The organism is Erythrobacter sp. RANMB8 (assembly GCF_056848235.1).
In genome coordinates, this window is sequence record NZ_JBREHG010000002.1 from 362,938 (window position 1) to 380,302 (window position 17,365).

The window sequence follows — 17,365 nt, forward strand, 5'->3', positions numbered from 1 at the left end:
GGCGTAAAGTCTGGCTAATGCGGCGAACCGACGCGGACAGGTGGCCGAGTGGTTTAAGGCAGCGGTCTTGGAGTCGGAGGCGCGATCAGCGCCGGAGACGTCACCGCAGGTGACAATACCGCCGTCTGGCGCTAGCCAGCCGCGTGATAGGACAGGTGGCCGAGTGGTTTAAGGCAGCGGTCTTGAAAACCGCCGTAGGTGCAAGCCTACCGTGGGTTCGAATCCCACCCTGTCCGCCACCGGCCCTCCGCTAGCCGCGTCGCGGCGGTTCGGCCGGGACCATCACCCCGATGATGATGCAGTTCTCTTCAAGTTCGGGGCCGGTCCTGGCGACTTCTACCGATGCATCCGTGATCGTGATGGTCTCAAGCACCTGGCGCCCTTCGCAATAGCCGCGGGTTGACAGTTCGTAGGTGCCGGGCGGCAGGTTGTCGAAGATGAAGCGGCCGGTGCCCGGTTCGCGCCGCTTGGGCCATTTGCGGCCATCGGACGATGTCAGTTCGGCCGCGTAGTAATAGTCTTTGGACGCGAACTTGCCGGTGACCCGGTAACGCGGTTCGCCATTGTCCGGCACAGTCTGGCATGCGGCGGTTGCCAGTGCCAGCGTCGCGCCCGCAGCGACCATGATCTGGCGAGCCGCACCGGTTTTCGCAGGCTTGAGTGCAATCGCGCCGCCGGGCGCCACCTTGGCGCGAACACATAACTCGGCCTCGCTGGCGAGCAGGTGTTCCGCGTCTTCGGCCGTCATCTGTTCGAGATCGTGAATGATCTTGTCGCACGTTGCGCAGTGCCGGTTGCAGCCTTGCGGGCTCATCGCCTCCCACGGCTCGGCGCAGAGCTTGGGAAACTTCACATAAAGATCGGACATGCCCACTCCCCTTTTTGAGCCTGCCGGCTACAACGCCCCCACCGGCATCGCCGCCGCCGAAACTGTGGCGGTTATGGCCTCGCGCTCCGCCGGTGACAAATCGGGATGCCACAGGTCGAAAATCAGGATCACGCGGAGCCGATCGGTCTCGTTCTTGGCCTCGTGCTCGATCGTGTCGTCGAACACCCATGCCTGCCCTTCGGCAAAATCCCGCGTGTCCGCGCCCACGCGGAACCAGCAGCGGTCCGGCACGATCAGCGGCAAGTGACACAGCAGGCGGAAATTGGCGACGCCGACATGCGGGGGAATGTGGGTGCGCGGCGCCAGGAGCGAAAACATCGCATTGGCCGCGCAGCCGGCAATCGCAGGCTGATCCATCCGCCCGAGGAACTCCATCGTGACCGGGCAATGAGCGGCATTGGCAGCCACGGTCTGGCCGCGTTCGATCAGGTGGATCGCCGTCCAGTCGCGATTGTGGTTGAGTTCGCGCCATTGGGCGAGCGGTTCGCTTTCGCCATATTTGACGTAAGGAACCAGTGCGGCGTCGGGCGCATTGGCGACGCGGTCCATCTCGGTGCGGATGTCGCCGAGCAGGCCTTCAAGTTCGCCCATCCACGGGAACAATTCGCGGTCGTGGAACTCCGCTTCGCGCAGGCCCGGATACTGGAAGTGGGTGGCCTCCGAATGATAGGCGCGGGTGCGGTGGGTGATGTTGCTGGCGAGGCGCGCGGCGCGGCGGCGCTCTGCCGGCGTCAGGTCGGCGCCGCAGGCCTCCACGGCGGCGTTGAGGCGGCGTTCCAGACCCTGCTGGTGTTCGGCCCACAAGGTCTCGGCGCGGGCGATGGCTTGCGCCAGCATCGGCGGCAGCGGATCGGGGCGGGCCTGCGCCAGCGCCCGGCCATACGCCTCGCCCGCTTCCGGATGCCCGGCCTGATCAAGCATCCGCGCCCGCATCAGCAGGTTCATGAAATCGAGCGGGGCCAGCGCCAGCGCCCGGTCGATCGCTTCCAGCGCCTTGACCGCCATGCCCGACATCTGGCGCACCGTGGCGAGCCGTTGCCAGAAGGCGGGAGACTGGGGCTCGCTTTGCGCGACCTGCTCCAGAATTGCCCGTGCCTGCGCGGCATTGCCCGCGGCCAAAGCGGCATCGGCAGCCTGAATGCGCTGTTCCATGGCAGGATCGGGCGTCGTCATGGCGCAGGCATGTGCCCAATCGGGCGGGATTTCAAGCTACGGCTTGCGCGGTTACCAGCCACACCTTGCAGGCCAGCATCACGCCTTCGCCTTCACGGTGGTTCGCGGTGAACAGCGCCAGCAGATCGTCACGCGCAGCCTGCTGCACGCCGGCGCCCTGTTCCTCCAGCACCCGGCCCACTGCCATCGATGCCAGCACGAAGTCGGTCGCTTCTTGAGGCGTTGCCCCCGCACCGCCGACCGGTTGCTGCCCCTGGTAGGTTGCCACATCCATGCCGGCAAAGCCTGCGCCGGTCAGCACCTCTTCAAGGTACCCGAGGTCTTCGAATGCGAAAGGACCCGGTGCGCGCGGCACGGCGGGCGGGATTTCGACATGGCGACGGGCCACGCCCATCACCTCCATCATCCACAGATTGTCGCGCGGGGCCGCCCACACGGCGAGATCGATCCGCGCACCCGGCTTCAGCATGCCGCGCAGGTTGGCGAAGGCTTGCACAGGTTCGGGAAAGAACATCGAGCCGAAGCGCGAGAACAACCGGTCGAAGGGTGGTTCATCCAGCCGCGCTGTGGCCGCGTCGGCGCACACGAAACGCGCCGTGCTGCCGGTCTCGGCGGCGCGCGCCGATGCCCGTTCGACCAGCATCGGCGCCACATCGAGGCCGAGCGCCGCGCCTTCCGGCCCCACCGCTTCGGCGATGGCGAGCGTGGTCGCCCCGCCGCCGCAACCGAGATCGAGCACGCGCTCGCCCGGTTGATATGCTGCGCGATCGAGCAGCGCGGCGCCGATGGGGGCGATCATGCCTTCGAAGCGGTCAAGGCTGGCGAGCCAGCGCGCACCCATCTCGCCCGCCCAGTCTTCGCCCTTCAGCGCCTCGGGTGCCTCGCTGCCCATCAGAAGTGCAGCGCCCGGCCATAGGCGTCGAGCACGCTTTCATGCATCATCTCGCTCAGCGTCGGGTGCGGGAAGACAGTCTGCATCAGTTCCGCCTCGGTTGTCTCCAGCGTCTTGCCGACGGTGTAGCCCTGGATCAGCTCGGTCACTTCCGCGCCGACCATGTGCGCGCCGAGCAGTTCGCCGGTCTTCGCGTCGAATACGGTCTTGATGAAGCCCTCCGCCTCGCCCAGCGCGATGGCCTTGCCGTTGCCGATGAAGGGGAAGTTGCCGACCTTGACCTCGTAACCGGCCTCCCTGGCCTTGGCTTCGGTCAGGCCGACCGACGCGATCTGCGGGCGGCAATAGGTGCAGCCGGGGATGTTGTTGCGATTGAGCGGGTGCGGGTGGACTTCGGTGTTGCCCATCTCTGCCGCGATGGCCTCGGCGCAGGTCACGCCTTCATGGCTCGCCTTGTGCGCCAGCCACGGCCCCGGTGTGCAATCGCCGATGGCCCACAGGCCCTTGGACTTGGTGCGGCCATAGGGGTCGATCTGGATAAATCCGCGATCCATGTCGGCGAGGCCTTCAAGCCCGATATTCTCGGTATTGGGGACGATGCCGATGGCGACGATCACGTGGCTGAAATCGCTGGTCGCGCTCTTGCCCGCCTTGTCCTTGATGGTGGCAGTGATGCCGGTGTCCGAGACCTTGATCGCCTCCACTCCGGCGCCGGTCATGATGGTGATACCCTGCTTCTTGAGGCTCTTTTCAAGAAAGGTCGAGACGTCCGCATCCTCCACCGGCACAATCCGGTCGAGCATTTCCACCACGGTTACCTCGGAGCCGAGGTCATTGTAGAAACTGGCAAATTCGATCCCGATCGCGCCCGATCCGATCACCAGCAGCTTGGAGGGCAGTTCGGTGGGGGTCATGGCGTGGCGATAGGTCCACACCCGCTTTCCGTCAGCAGGCGCAAACGGCAGATCGCGGGCGCGCGCGCCGGTGGCGACGATGATGTGCTTGGCCGACAGGGCTTCCTCGCCCTTTTCGCCCGTGACCGTCAGGCTGGTCGCGCCGGTGAGCGTCCCGGTGCCCATGTGCACGGCAATCTTGTTCTTCTTCATCAGGTGACCGATGCCCTGATTGAGCTGCTTGGCCACCCCGCGGCTGCGCTTGACGATGGCGGCGAGGTCCGCCTCGATGCCCTTTGCGACAAGGCCATAATCGCCCGCGTGCTGCATGTAATGGAAGATCTCGGCCGAGCGCAGCATCGCCTTGGTCGGGATGCAGCCCCAGTTGAGACAGATACCGCCGAGGTTCTCGCGCTCGACAATCGCGGTCTTGAGGCCCAGCTGCGCGCAGCGGATCGCTGCGACATAGCCGCCGGGGCCGGAGCCGAGCACGATCACGTCATATTCAGTAGCCATTGTCAGTCATCCTTGGGGAGGAGAAGTGTGGGATTGGCAAGCAGCGCCCGCGGGCGGCCATCCTCGCCGATCAGAACGAATTTGAAGGTGCCGCGTGCGACTTGCTGCGTCGCCTCGCCATTGCGCTCGCGCGCGATGGCCTCGGCGGTGATTGTGAGCGAGGTGGTGCCGGTGGCGAGGACGTCGCAATAGACGCTGAGCTCGTCCCCCACCGCCATTGCGCCCGGAAAGGCGAAGTCGGTTGCAGCAACGACCACCGCCTTGCCCTGCCCCACGCGGCTCGCGAGCGACCCTGCACCAAGGGCCATCTGCGCCATCAGCCACCCGCCGAACACCCCGCCATAGGGGTTGGTGTCGGCGGGCATGGCGGTGACGCGGATGAGGGGGGAGCGGTCAGGCATCTTGCTTTGCGATTGTTGGTCTTTGTGATCGCACACTCTTTCGAACAATAGGTGTCAGAATTCCCTCAAGCTCTCTTATCGCCGCTTCAATACTTGACCGAACAGGATCTTCCTTCTTTTGAGAGAAACCCCTCCAAATATTGGAGCGAATTTCTTGGGAATAATCAGGGTCTTTGTAGTTATCCTCCGCATATGCATCGGCGTAAATTCGTACAGTTTGGCGAGCTCGAATAATTTGAGCTAGAGATGCTTCAGCTTTTTCACCAAAGTATGCTCGTACGAAGGGGAGTAGTGACGCAGCCTCATCAAATTCAGGATCGAAGCGCCTCATACGCTGATAAAAAACATTCGCTTGGATGGTCTGCTTTCGTTTTGGATCGGCAAGGGCCTTAAACCACTCTTGGTCTGAGAGTTCGGCCTCTGAGTTCTGCAACTCCGTACCACTAGAAAATGGACTTCTTATCGCATCCAAGGCCGATTCAAGCTTATAGGCCGACGCAAGTGCACGTTCCGCGTAGTCCATTTCTCTCTCAGATTGCTTTTGCTCTCCATAATTTGACGCTGCGTTTCGGCCGAGTATTGCCGCAATAACAATGGCTATGGTACTCCCAACCGTACCAATCCCTGTAAGCATTGTACCCGTTGCAGACCAATCTATAGCCATCACACCACCAGCCCCATCGGGTTTTCGACGAGGCTCTTCAGCGCCTCCATCAGCTGCGCGCCGTCTGCGCCGTCGATGGCGCGGTGGTCGAAGCTGCCGGTGGCGCTCATGACGGTGGCGGGGACGATCTGGCCGTCCTCGACCCACGGACGCTGCTCGCCCGCGCCGACCGCGAGGATCATCGCCTGCGGCGGGTTGATCACCGCGTCGAACTGCTTGGTTCCGAACATGCCGAGGTTGGAGAGGCTCGCCGTGCCGCCCTGGAATTCGTGCGGTTGCAGCTTGCCGTCCTTGGCCTTGTTCGCCAGCGCCTTCATCTCTGTGCTGATCTCGGCAAGGCCCTTGCGGCCCGCGTCGCGGATGATCGGGGTGATGAGGCCCGAAGGCGCGGCCACCGCGACCGAGATATCCGCCCTCGTGAATTGCAGCAGCGTGTCGCCCTGGAAGCTGACATTGCACTTGGGCACGCGCTGCAATGCGCGGGCGAGCGCCTTGATCAGCAGGTCGTTGACCGACAGCTTCACGCCGTCTGCTTCAAGCGATTTGTTCAATTCCCCGCGCAGCTTGAGCAGCGCATCAAGGCGGATATCGACCGTGAGGTAGATGTGCGGGATGGTCTGCTTGGCCTCGGTCAGGCGGCGGGCGATGACCTTGCGGACATTGTTGAGCTTGACCGCCTCGTAAGGCGCATCGAGATCGCCGCCGAGGCTGGGGCCAGCCGCCGGTGCGGGGGTGGCAACGGGAGCCGGGGCACTTGCAGCCTGAGCCGGAGCGGGAGCCGCAGCAGCGGGGGTGAAGGCCTCGACATCCTCCTTGACGATGCGGCCATTGGGGCCGGTGCCCTTCACAAGAGCCAGATCGATGCCCTTGTCCGCCGCAATCCGCTTGGCGAGCGGCGAGGCGATGATGCGCTCACCCGATGCGGCCGGAGCGGCTGCGGCCGCGGGGGCAGCGACATGCGCCGGGGCAGGTGTAATTGCGCCGCCAGCCTTGACGATTGCGCTCTCGACATCTTCCTTGGTGATCTTGCCCTTGGGGCCGGTGCCGGTGAGGCTGCCAAGATCGATGCCGTTCACTTCGGCGAGCTTGCGTGCAGTCGGGGTGGCGGCAGGGCCTTCTGCGGCGGGCGCCTCGGCGGCAGGTGCCGGAGCAGGTGCGGCTTCCTCGCCCTCGACCGCAAGGCGGGCGATCACCGCGCCGACCTTAACGCCTTCGCTGCCTTCGCCGATCAGGATCTCGGCGATCACGCCTTCATCGACCGCTTCGAACTCCATCGTCGCCTTGTCGGTCTCGATCTCGGCCATCACGTCGCCCGATGATACCGTATCCCCCACCTTGACCAGCCAGCGCGCCAGCGTGCCTTCTTCCATGGTGGGCGACAAAGCCGGCATCCTGATGTCGATGGCCATGATCCGTGGTAACTCCCGTTGTCGATCCTTGGGGCTGTCTCTGGCCAATTCCCTAGCGTCGGGCAAGGGGCTGAATCGGGCGAAAGTGCGCAGGACTTGCCAATCCATACGAATGCATTGATACCCCCGCGGGTAACGGGGCCTGACAATCATGCGCACTTTTCTGGTCATCATCGACGAAAGCGAGGAGGCGACCGCCGCCTTGCGCTATGCCGCGCGCCGGGCTGTGGCGGTGGGCGGAGCGGTGCACCTGCTGGCGCTGGTCCCGCAGCAGAACTTCAGCGCTTTCGGTGCGGTACAGGCGACGATCGAGGCCGAGGCACGCGACCGCGCCGAAATGCTCGCCCATGGCGTTGCGGGCAATCTGCTGGCGGAAAGCGGGATCATGCCGACCATCTCGGTCAAGATCGGGCAGGGGCAGAAGATCGTCAGCGAATTCCTTGCCGATCACAAGGAAGTCGCCGCGCTGGTGCTGGGCGCGGCCAAGGGCAGCAATCCCGGACCGCTGGTGACGCATTTCTCGGTCGCTGCCGGATCGCTCCCCTGCCCGCTCTACATCATCCCCGCCGATTACGACGAGAGCGCCAACGCCTTGCTGGCGTGAAGGATCACTTCTTGCGCCCCTGATGGCGGATATTGCCGGGGCGTCCGCGCTTGCCGACCATGAACTTGCCCGCCTTTTTCGGCCCGCGATTGCGATCGTCAGGGCGTGTACCCCGTGGTTCGATCCGGCCTGTGTCGGCATCGGGCAGGACGAACTTCAGCGCCCCGGTGAGCGGATTGGCTTCGGCGAGTTTCAGCTTCAGCCGGTCGCCGCTGGCATAGGTCGTGCCGCTGTCCGAACCGACCAGCGCCTGCGCGGCTTCATCGTGGCGGAAATACTCGCCGCCCAGCGTCGAGATCGGCACCAGCCCGTCGCCGCCCAGCCCGACGATGGTGGCGAAGAAGCCGAAGGCCTGCACGCCGGTGATGCGGGTGTCGAACACCTCGCCCACCCGGCCTGAAAGCCACGCCGCTACATAGCGATCGATGGTGTCGCGTTCGGCCTCCATCGCGCGCCGCTCGGTCTGGCTGATCGCGTCCGAGACCTGCTGAAGGCTGGCGCGGTCGCGGTCCGACAGGCCGGAGGTGGCCGGGATCGAACCGGGCGGAGCGGGCTGTTCGAGCTTGTAGGCATCCACCAGCGCGCGGTGCACCAGCAGATCGGAATAGCGCCGGATCGGCGAGGTGAAGTGCGCGTAGCTGCCCAGCGACAACCCGAAATGTCCGGCATTGGCGGGGCCGTAATAGGCCTGCGTCTGGCTGCGCAGCACCGCCTCCATCACCAGCGCCTTTTCGGCCTCGTCGGAGATGTCCTTGAGCATCCGGTTGAACAGGCCCGGCGTCACCACCTGCCCCAGAGCCAGTTTCTTGCCCATCGTTGCTAGGTAATCGCGCAGGGCGATCAGCTTCTCGCGGCTCGGCGGTTCGTGGATGCGGTAGACCACCGGCGCCGTCTTCGCCTCCAGCGCCTTGGCCGCCGCGACGTTGGCGGCGATCATGAAATCCTCGACCACACGGTGCGCATCGAGCCGCTCGCGGATCGCGATTTCGGCAATCCGGCCCTGTTCGTCGAGCACCACGCGGCGTTCGGGCAGTTCGAGTTCGAGCGGATCGCGGGCATGGCGCGCATCGGCGAGCGCCTTCCATGCCGCCCAGAGGTTGCCGAGAATCCCCGCCACGTCGCCGCTCGTGTCGAGCGCAGTCGAGACACCCTCGTCTTGGCCTCTCGACTTCGCTCGAGGCGAACGGATGTCTCCATCAATGATCGCTTGCGCATCTTCGTAAGCGATATTGTGCGCAATCCGCACGAGCGCACGGGTAAAGCGGAAACTGCTGACCTTGCCATCGGCATTGATGTGCAGATGACAGGCCATCGCGGCGCGGTCTTCGCCCTCCTTGAGCGAGCAGACGTCGGCGCTCAGAACCTCGGGCAGCATCGGCACCACGCGGTCGGGGAAATAGACCGAATTGCCGCGCTTGCGCGCCTCGCGGTCAAGCGCAGAGCCGGGGCGGACGTAGAAGCTCACATCGGCAATGGCGACGAGCGCGTTGAACCCGCCCTGCCCGTCCGGCTCGGCCCAGATCGCGTCATCGTGGTCGCGCGCGTCGGCGGGGTCGATGGCGACGATGGGGAGGTGGCGGAGGTCTTCGCGTGCCTTGTCGGACAGCTTGAGCTTCGCAGCACGCGGCGCTTCTTCAAGCACCTCGTCAGGAAAAATGTGCGGAATGCCGTGCTTGGCAATCGCGATCATGCTGAAGGATCGCGGAGCGAGCGGATCGCCGATCACCTCGACCACTTTCACGCCTGCGCGTTCGGACCGGCCCACGCGTTCGGCGATCACCAGCTGACCCGCTTCGGCCTCGCCGCGGTCGGCGATGGGGGTGGATTGGCGCACGCGCTTGTCCACCGGCGCGAGCCACGCCTTGCCGGTCTTGTCGATCTCGACCACGCCCATCAGCCCCTCGGTGCGCGAGGGCAGCTTCTTCATTACATGGGCGCGCCAGCCCGTGTCGGTCTCCTCGGTGCGGGCGAGCACGCGGTCGCCGCGCTTCAGGGCGGGCGGGCGCTTTACGCCGGGCTTGGGACGCGGCTCGCGGATGGTGAGGCGCGGCGGTTTGCCGGGGGCTTCCGGGTCCCAGTTGTCGGGCTCGGCGATCAGATCCCCGTCGTCGACATCGACGATCCTGAGCGTCGTGACCTTGGGCACCCCGCCCATGCGGTGGAAGGCGCTCTTCTTGCCGTCGATCAACCCATCCTCGGCCATGTCCTTGAGCAGGGCCTTGAGCTTGATCTTCTCCTGCCCCTTCAGCCCGAAGGCCTTGGCGATCTCGCGCTTGCCGGCGGGAATGTCGGAAGACTGGATGAAGTCGAGCACTTGGCTCGCGGTCGGCATACCTTGGGGGAGTTTGGGGGGCTTGGGCATGGCGTAGCCCTATTCTCCCAACCCGTTCGTGTCGAGCGAAGTCGAGACACGCTGCGCCAAGTGGCCTCTCGACTACGCTCGAGGCGAACGGAGCTTATTCCTTCCCCACCGGCTCGAAAGCCCCGCCGGGGACGGCGCTGGAGACGGGCGAACAATACATCCCGGCACAGGCCGCCACGCCGAACATCCAGTCATCGCCGCGCAGCTTTTTAATGTGGCTGAACTCGCGTCCCTCGGCGGCAGCGGCGTCGTTCGCTTCCTTGGGGCCGTCGATATAGACCAGCGCGACATCCTCGCCCCAGTCTGGCGCGTCGGTGGCACGCGTGGCAACCGAATAGACCTGTGCGCCCGGCACAGCCTTCCACTTGAGCTCGGTGTCCACCCGCACCGCCGCATCAACCGTCACCTTGGGCGGCATCGGCGCGCGCGCGAGCGCGTCGAGCGCGCGCACGTTCAGCTTCGTCACCCCGGCGAGATAGTCGAAATCCATCTCCTCGATGGTGTCGCCGTAGAACACGCCGTCTTCGGTGCGCAGGTCCTGATGCTGGTGGTCGTAATCCTCGACCCCGACGGAGAAGCGGATCGCGGGGTAGCCCTTCTGGAGGAACGGCACCTGATCCCCGCCGCGTCCCATGCGGTCGGTGCGCCAGATCTGGCGGACCTGCATTTCGTCGGCGTGCTTCTCGGCCAGCCCCGCCACCCAGCGCGACAGGTTGCGCGAGGGCGTGTCGTTTTCGCCCCCGAACCGCGTCGCGGCAGCACGCAGGCGCTCGGTGAGATCGGCACGCGGGCCTTCGGAGAAGACGCGCACGATCTTCGGTTCGCAATAGCCGTCCTTGCCGCAGGAATTGCCGACGATGTCGTTGTTGAGCACCGCCTTCACGGTAAAGCCCTGGCGCTCGGCCCAATCGGCAAGGATGCGCCCGCCGTGCAGGCCCTGCTCCTCGCCCGAAAGCAGGGCGTAGATGATGGTGGCGGGATACTTCGTGCCGGACAGCACCCGCGCTGCTTCGATAACCAGCGCGGTGCCGCTCCCGTCGTCATTGGCGCCGGGCGCGTCGGAGGTCGCGTCCATCACGTCGGAAACGCGGCTGTCGATATGGCCCTGCACGATCACGACTTCGTTGGGGCGCTCGCCGCCGCGCTGGATGGCGACGGCGTTGCGAACGAGGGTCGGCGTGGGGACGCGCGGGCCGGTGACGGTCTCGCCCACGGGCAGCACCTCAAGGCAGCCGCCGCATGTCGCGCCGATGCGCCGGAATTCCTCAAGCCCCCAATCCACCGCCGCGCCGATCCCGCGCTTGGGGTCGGTCTGCGAGGAGAGGGTGTGGCGGGTGCCGAAGCTGACCAGCTTTTCAACGTCCGCCTTGAGTCGCTGCTGCGAGACATTGTCGGCAGGGTGGGTTTGGGCGGCGAGCGGGGCGGCCACGAGGGCGGTGAGGAGCATCAGTTTGCGCATGCCGCTTGGTTAGCGGGAAAGCACGGTCCGTTACAATCCCTCGTCGCCCCGGCCCCGAAGCCGGGGCTTGGCATTTCTTGCGACGAAGAGAGCCAAGCCCCATGTCAAGCACGGGGCGACGTGGCGTTTAGTAAGCCCGCGCCACCAGAATGCGCTCGATCGCAGGCTCGCCGGTGAAGATGCAGGTGCCGGTGGTCGCGTCACCGCCACGCGGCACGTTGCGGATTGTGAGCTTTACCGCCTTCAGCTTCTCGACCACGGCTTCAAGCGCCGCGCCGGTCGGCTTGGCCCACTCGACTTCGACCCAGCCGGGATATTTTCCGCCCTTTTCGAAGTGATCGACCACGGCCTGCCACTTGCTCACCCCGCGGGTAATGTTGGCATCGCGCCGCGCACGGGCCTCTTCATAAAGGCCCTGCTGGATCGCTTCGAGAACCGCGCCGGCCTCGGCCACGAAATCGGCATGCTGGGGATAGGTGAAGGCGGGCTTGCCGTTGGCGGCATTCCACAACTGGTCGCGGCGCAGCACGGCGATCTTGCCTTCGGCCATGTCGCGGGGGCCGACCTCGATGATGACGGGCGCGCCCTTGCGGACCCAGTCCCAGCGCTTGGCAGCCGCCTTGCCGGGCTTCACATCAAGCAGCACACGCACCCGCTCGCCCAGCGCGGCCTGCGCAGCCAGCGCGGCGCGCACAGTCTCGCAATAGGCGATCAGTTCGGCATCTTCCGGTGCTTCGCGCAGCATCGGAATGATGATGATCTGCTGCGGCGCGATCGCGGGCGGCACGCGCAGGCCATCGTCATCGCCATGGGTCATGATCACCCCGCCGATCAGCCGCGTCGACACGCCCCAGCTGGTGGTGTGGCAATATTGCTGGCTGCCTTCGCGGTCCTGATACTGGATGCCCGCGGCATGGGCGAAATTGGTGCCGAGATAGTGCGAGGTGCCGGCCTGCAACGCCTTGCCGTCCTGCATCATCGCCTCGATCGACCAGGTTTCGACCGCGCCGGGGAAACGCTCGTTCTCCGGCTTTTCGCCCGCGATCACGGGCAGCGCGAGATCATCTTCGGCACAGGCGCGGTACATTTCCAGCGCACGGTGGGTTTCGGCGAGCGCATCTTCGCGGGTTTCGTGTGCGGTGTGGCCTTCCTGCCAGAGGAACTCGCTGGTGCGCAGGAACATGCGGGTGCGCATTTCCCAGCGCACGACGTTGGCCCACTGGTTCGTCAGCAGCGGCAGATCGCGCCACGACTGCACCCAGCGCGCCATGGCATCGCCGATGATCGTTTCCGAAGTGGGGCGCACCACCAGCGGCTCTTCCAGCTTGGCCTCGGGATCGGGAATCAGCCCGCCCTTCCCGTCTGCAATCAGCCGGTGGTGGGTGACGACCGCCATTTCCTTGGCGAAACCCTCGACATGCTCGGCCTCGCGGGTGAAATTGGCGAGCGGGATGAACAGCGGGAAATAGCAGTTCTGCACGCCCGCGGCCTTGATCCGGTCGTCCATCAAGCGCTGGATGCGTTCCCAGATGCCATAGCCCCACGGCTTGATCACCATGCACCCGCGCACCCCCGATTCCTCGGCGAGGTCGGCGGCACTGATGACTTCCTGATACCACTTGGCGAAGTCGTCTTCGCGCTTGACGGTGAGCGCGTGGCGGATCTGGGACACGGCGATTGGCTTTCTGACTGGAGTTGCGCGGCACGCGCCGCAAAGCGCGCCCCGATTGCGCTATTTGCCGAGTTCGTCCAGCTTCTTTTGCATCGCGGCCATCTGTTCGCGCAGGCTCGCGAGCTCGTCGGAGGGCGGGGTCGGAGCCTTTGCCTTGGGCTTGGCCACGCCGGGCATGAACACATCGGCCGCGGCGCGCATCATGGCCATGTTGGTTTCGTGGATCGCGGCAAAGGGCGTGGCGCTGATGCCCTTTTCAAAGGCTTCGCGGATCTTCGACTGGTTTTCACGGAAATTGGCCATGCTGGCTTCGAGATAGGACGGCATCAGCGCCTGCATCGAATTGCCGTACATGCCGATCAGCTGGCGCAAAAAGCTGACAGGCAGCATCTGTTCGCCGTTGGCTTCCTCATCCATGATGATCTGGGTCAGGATCGAATGGGTGATGTCGTCCCCGCTCTTGGCGTCGAGCACCTGAAACTCGACATTCTCGCGCACCATTTTGGCGAGGTCTTCGAGCGTGATGTAGCTGGAAGACGCAGTATTGTAGAGCCGCCGGTTGGCGTATTTCTTGATGATGATGGCATCGCCTGGTTCACCCGATGCCGCTTTCGCCCTGCCGACCATTGTTGTTTGACCCCGTGTTTTCTGTCCCGGTTTACATCTCTTAGCACTTGCACAAGGTGCGGTGCAACATCGCCGGGAAGAAAGCTCAGCTGCCGCGCAACCGGCGTCCGATCGTGGTCAGCATTTCATAGGCAGTCAGCCCGTTTTGCTGCGCAGCATCATTGATATCCCACGGCACTCCGGCCCAGTCGCCCGCGGCAAGACCGGGGGCCTCGGACAGGTCGACCACCACCATATCCATCGACACCTTGCCGAGGATCGGCAGGCGGTGCCCATCCGCCATCAGCGCATTGCCCGGCCCGCGTGCGCGCAGGAAGCCATCGGCATAGCCCATCGAAACCGTGCCGACCCGCATCGGGCTGCGGGCGATGAAGGCGGCATTGTAGCCCACGCCCTCGCCCGCCGCGATGTGACGGCATTGCAGCACCTGCGCCTCGACGCGGGCGACGGGGCGGATCACCCCTGCAAGCCCGGCTCGCGGCACGCCGCCGTAAAGCGCGATACCCGGGCGGGTAAGATCGAAGGCGAAATCCTGACCCAGCGCGATCCCCGCGCTGTTGGCGAGGCTGAGACGGCGCGGGGCGAGGCCAGCGGCGACCTCGCGAAAGGTGCGCCACTGGCGCTGGTTCATCGCGCTGTCCTCGTCAGCGCTGGCGAGGTGGCTCATCAGGATGTCGATATCGAGCGCGGCGATGCGCGGATCGCTTGTCTCGGCAGGGCCGATGCCGAGCCGGTTGATCCCGGTATCGACCATCAGGTGGCAAAGCCCGCCTCCCGTGGTGCTCCAGCGCTCGGCCTGTTCAAGCGAGTTGATCACCGGCACCGCGCCGGTGCTGCGGGCATAGGCGCAATCGGCATCGCTCAGCGGGCCATGCAGCACCGCGATCTGTTCCGGCGGCACGTGGCGCGCAACCGCGGCAACCTCGCTCCAGTGGGCGACGAAGAACGTGCCGCAGCCCGCATCGCGCAGCACCGGCACGCAAGCGTCGACACCCAGACCGTAGCAATCGGCCTTGACCGCCGCTCCGGCGCAACCACTCCCCGACAAGGCATCAAGCGCCTGCCAGTTCGCCGCGAGGGCGGTGGTATCGACCGTCAGCCGCATCGTCGTCGGCGGCGGCGCGGGATCAGTCATCGGTAAAATCTCTCGGTGGGCCGCCGGGAATGCCCCACCATGCGACCAGCAAGCCGAAGCCGACCACTGCCATGGTGTACCACAGCCCCGCATAGATATCCCCGGTGCGCGCCACGATCACGCCCGCGATCAGCGGCAAGAACCCGCCGAGATAGCCCGCGCCGATGTGATAGGGGATCGACATCGAGGAATAGCGGATGCGCGGCGGAAACATCTCCGACAGCAGCGCCGCGACCGATCCATAGGTCAGCGCGGACAGCATCCCCAGCGCCAGCAACACGCCGACAATGCCGATGATGTTCGCAAACGGCGGTTGCTGCTTGGCGAAATCGAACCCGTATTGGCCCAGCGCTGCATGGATGCCGCTGCGCCGCGCAGCGCCATCGGTCAGCCATGCCGGATCAATGGCAACCGGATTGCCGCCGGCCGTCAGGCTCAGGGTCTCGCCGGGGGTGAGAGTATAGGCGACGCCAGACGCGGTCAGCGTCTCCAGCACCTTGCCGCAATCGGTCTGCTCGCGCTGGAACATTTCGGCAAAAGGATCGGTGTGGCATTCCGGCCCGCTGACGATGATCGGCGTGCGCTCTGCCGCTTCGGCCAGCTGCGGGTTGGCAAAGCTGCCCATCAGCCAGAACAGCGGGAACAGCAGCGCCAGCGTCGCCGCCGCGCCGATGATGATCGGCCGCTTGCGCCCGACTCTGTCCGACCACTTGCCGATGATGACATAGAAACCCATCACGATCAGGCCCGATACCAGCAGGATCAGCTCCACCGTCAGATCATCGACATGCATCGGCCCGCGCAGGAAGCTCATTCCCGAAAAGAAGGCGGTGTACCAGATCGTGGTCAGGATGCCGGTGATCCCGAACAGCGCGACAAACAGCCGCTTGGGGTTGCCGGGATAGGTCATGCTTTCGACAAAGGGATTACCCGAAGTCTCGCCAGCGGCCTTCATCGCCTGGAACACCGGGCTTTCCGACAGCTTGAGCCGCATCCACAGCGAAATCAGCAGCAGGATGATCGACAACAGGAAAGGCACGCGCCAGCCCCATGCGGCAAAGGCATCCGCCGGGATCAGAAAGCGGCAGGCCAGCACCACGATGATCGACAGCACGAAACCACCCGCCACGCTCGCCTGGATGAAGCTGGTGTAAAAGCCGCGCTTTTCGGGCGGGGCGTGCTCGGCGACATAGATCGCAGCGCCACCATATTCGCCGCCAAGCGCCAGCCCCTGGATCACGCGCAGCAGGATCACGATGATCGGCGCGGCCATCCCGATGGTATCGACCGTGGGGATCAGGCCCACCCCGGCGGTCGCAATCCCCATCAGCGTGACCGTCACAAGGAAGGTATATTTGCGCCCCAGCCTGTCCCCCAGAAAGCCGAACAGCACCGCGCCCAGCGGGCGGAAGGCAAAGCCGACCGCGAAGGTCGACCACACCAGCAACAGTCCCAAAGTCTCGTTATCGGTGGCGTAGAAAGCGTCCTTCAGGATGTAGGCCAGCGTGCCGTAGATGAAGAAATCATACCACTCGAAGATGGTGCCGGCGGATGATGCGCCGATAACCAGCCGGATTTCCTTCTCGGACGGCTCGCGGTCAGCGAGCGCCTGCGCCTCTGCCATATCCCTGTATCCCCTTGGCCCCAGCGGGCGACCTCTTGATCGATGTCCCTAGCGTCAGGCGGCGACGGTTGAAAGCGCCTCGCACGCGGCATTCCACGGCAATAGCAGCGCGCCGTGACGACCGGGATGATCGCGCGCCGGTGCCAGCGCCGCGATGCCCGGCCATGCGGGAAGTTCGCCCTCGCCTGCCAGCCATGCGGCGAGTCCTTTGGCCGTCAGGCGGATATTGCCCGGAATATCCCCTCTGATCGACTGCGCCATCAGCGCTGCCGAGGCCTGTCCGATGGCGCAGGCTTTGACTGTCATGCCGATGTGCGAAACAAGGCCGTCGTCATCCAGCGCGAGGCCGAGCGAAATCGCGCTGCCGCAGGTGCGCGAGCGCGCTTCGGCCCTGAGCGGCAGGTCGTCGGTGAGCGGGAAAGCTGCCAGTCCCGTTGCCAGTCCCAGAAGTTCGGGCGTGTAGAGTTTGGACGACACGCGCGCAGTCACAGGCGGTCAGCGCGCAGCCTTGGCGGCCGCGGCTTCCTGCAGTTCGGTTTCGCGGCGCAGCTGGTCACGGCGGACCGCGATCATCGGCACCAGCTGGCGCGAAAAGCTGTCGGCGGCAGCATAGGTGCGCGCCGTGGTGATCCATGTCGGGCGGCCCTTGTAACCCCAGCTGTCGTCGAACCCCATGACCAGCAGCGAGAACGCGAACACCGCGATCAGCACGCCCTTGAGCGCGCCGAACCCGAAGCCGAGCACGCGGTCGATCGGGCCGAGAATGGCGCCATCCGAAGCCTCGCTCGCATTGCCGGTAATCACCTTCATCGCCGCATAGGGGATCAGCAGCAGCAGCACGAAGCCCAGCAGCGGGGTCGCCGGTTCGGCATTGTAGAGGTTGCGCAATGCCTCGGTCAGATAGGGATGCATGAAATGGAGCGCGAAGGCCGCCATCACCCATGAGGCGAGCGAAAGCACCTCCTGCACCAGTCCGCGCATGAACCCGCCGACGGCAGCAACGCCGACGATGATGAGGATGAGGAAATCGAGACCGGCCATGAAG

General features: G+C 65.1%; 16 protein-coding genes and 1 tRNA gene. 2 read left to right on the plus strand and 15 right to left on the minus strand.

Annotated features, from left to right (window positions below):
• Positions 1-149: 149 nt before the first annotated feature.
• Positions 150-239 (plus strand) — tRNA-Ser (locus tag ACU0AG_RS04800).
• A gap of 11 nt (positions 240-250) precedes the next feature.
• Here the strand turns inward: ACU0AG_RS04800 and ACU0AG_RS04805 are convergent.
• Genes ACU0AG_RS04805 through ACU0AG_RS04835 form a run of 7 tightly spaced genes read right to left on the minus strand, consistent with a single transcriptional unit; the run spans position 251 to position 6,837 of the window.
• Positions 251-868 carry a peptidase associated/transthyretin-like domain-containing protein gene (locus ACU0AG_RS04805; protein ID WP_482781119.1) on the minus strand — a complete coding sequence of 206 codons (618 nt, stop codon included), beginning with the start codon at positions 866-868 and terminating at the stop codon, positions 251-253.
• Between the two features lie 27 nt (positions 869-895).
• Positions 896-2,062, minus strand: coding sequence for an aspartyl/asparaginyl beta-hydroxylase domain-containing protein (locus tag ACU0AG_RS04810; protein ID WP_482781120.1), 1,167 nt, complete (start codon positions 2,060-2,062; stop codon positions 896-898).
• 31 nt (positions 2,063-2,093) lie between these two features.
• Positions 2,094-2,954 (minus strand): class I SAM-dependent methyltransferase, encoded by an 861-nt coding sequence (locus ACU0AG_RS04815; RefSeq protein ID WP_482781121.1) that lies wholly within the window; start codon positions 2,952-2,954, stop codon positions 2,094-2,096.
• Positions 2,954-4,363: a dihydrolipoyl dehydrogenase gene (gene lpdA, locus ACU0AG_RS04820; protein ID WP_482781122.1), complete on the minus strand. Its 1,410-nt coding sequence runs from the start codon at positions 4,361-4,363 to the stop codon at positions 2,954-2,956. Before lpdA ends, ACU0AG_RS04815 begins: the two co-directional genes overlap by 1 nt.
• A gap of 2 nt (positions 4,364-4,365) precedes the next feature.
• Positions 4,366-4,764, minus strand: coding sequence for an acyl-CoA thioesterase (locus ACU0AG_RS04825; RefSeq protein ID WP_482781123.1), 399 nt, complete (start codon positions 4,762-4,764; stop codon positions 4,366-4,368).
• The gene (locus ACU0AG_RS04830) at positions 4,757-5,428 is read right to left on the minus strand and encodes a hypothetical protein (RefSeq protein WP_482781124.1); all 672 of its coding nucleotides are present in this window, start codon (positions 5,426-5,428) and stop codon (positions 4,757-4,759) included. The genes ACU0AG_RS04825 and ACU0AG_RS04830 overlap by 8 nt, the downstream gene beginning before the upstream one ends.
• The gene (locus ACU0AG_RS04835; protein WP_482781125.1) at positions 5,428-6,837 is read right to left on the minus strand and encodes a 2-oxo acid dehydrogenase subunit E2; all 1,410 of its coding nucleotides are present in this window, start codon (positions 6,835-6,837) and stop codon (positions 5,428-5,430) included. The genes ACU0AG_RS04830 and ACU0AG_RS04835 overlap by 1 nt, the downstream gene beginning before the upstream one ends.
• Positions 6,838-6,988: 151 nt before the next feature.
• On the opposite strand from ACU0AG_RS04835, the gene ACU0AG_RS04840 reads away from it, so the two are divergent.
• Entirely contained in the window at positions 6,989-7,441 is a 453-nt protein-coding gene (locus tag ACU0AG_RS04840) for a universal stress protein (RefSeq protein WP_482781126.1), read from the plus strand.
• A 4-nt stretch (positions 7,442-7,445) separates the two neighbouring features.
• Here ACU0AG_RS04840 and rnr read toward each other — a convergent pair whose 3' ends face one another.
• From rnr to ACU0AG_RS04880, 8 genes are all read right to left on the minus strand, one after another.
• Positions 7,446-9,773, minus strand: coding sequence for a ribonuclease R (gene rnr / locus ACU0AG_RS04845; protein ID WP_482781127.1), 2,328 nt, complete (start codon positions 9,771-9,773; stop codon positions 7,446-7,448).
• 124 nt (positions 9,774-9,897) lie between these two features.
• Complete coding sequence (locus ACU0AG_RS04850) at positions 9,898-11,262, minus strand: M20/M25/M40 family metallo-hydrolase (protein ID WP_482781128.1); 1,365 nt, start codon at positions 11,260-11,262, stop codon at positions 9,898-9,900.
• Between the two features lie 127 nt (positions 11,263-11,389).
• A complete protein-coding gene (locus ACU0AG_RS04855) occupies positions 11,390-12,934 on the minus strand; it encodes an aminoacyl--tRNA ligase-related protein (protein WP_482781129.1) in 1,545 nt (514 codons plus the stop codon).
• A gap of 60 nt (positions 12,935-12,994) precedes the next feature.
• Complete coding sequence (phaR, locus tag ACU0AG_RS04860) at positions 12,995-13,561, minus strand: polyhydroxyalkanoate synthesis repressor PhaR (RefSeq protein WP_482781130.1); 567 nt, start codon at positions 13,559-13,561, stop codon at positions 12,995-12,997.
• A gap of 85 nt (positions 13,562-13,646) precedes the next feature.
• Positions 13,647-14,696 carry an alanine racemase gene (gene alr / locus ACU0AG_RS04865; protein ID WP_482781131.1) on the minus strand — a complete coding sequence of 350 codons (1,050 nt, stop codon included), beginning with the start codon at positions 14,694-14,696 and terminating at the stop codon, positions 13,647-13,649.
• On the minus strand, positions 14,689-16,320 hold the full coding sequence (locus ACU0AG_RS04870; RefSeq protein ID WP_482781132.1) for an MFS transporter: 1,632 nt from the start codon (positions 16,318-16,320) through the stop codon (positions 14,689-14,691). Before ACU0AG_RS04870 ends, alr begins: the two co-directional genes overlap by 8 nt.
• A gap of 54 nt (positions 16,321-16,374) precedes the next feature.
• Positions 16,375-16,797 (minus strand): iron-sulfur cluster assembly scaffold protein, encoded by a 423-nt coding sequence (locus ACU0AG_RS04875; protein ID WP_482781133.1) that lies wholly within the window; start codon positions 16,795-16,797, stop codon positions 16,375-16,377.
• 18 nt (positions 16,798-16,815) lie between these two features.
• The gene (locus tag ACU0AG_RS04880) at positions 16,816-17,361 is read right to left on the minus strand and encodes a CvpA family protein (RefSeq protein ID WP_482781134.1); all 546 of its coding nucleotides are present in this window, start codon (positions 17,359-17,361) and stop codon (positions 16,816-16,818) included.
• Positions 17,362-17,365: the final 4 nt, after the last annotated feature.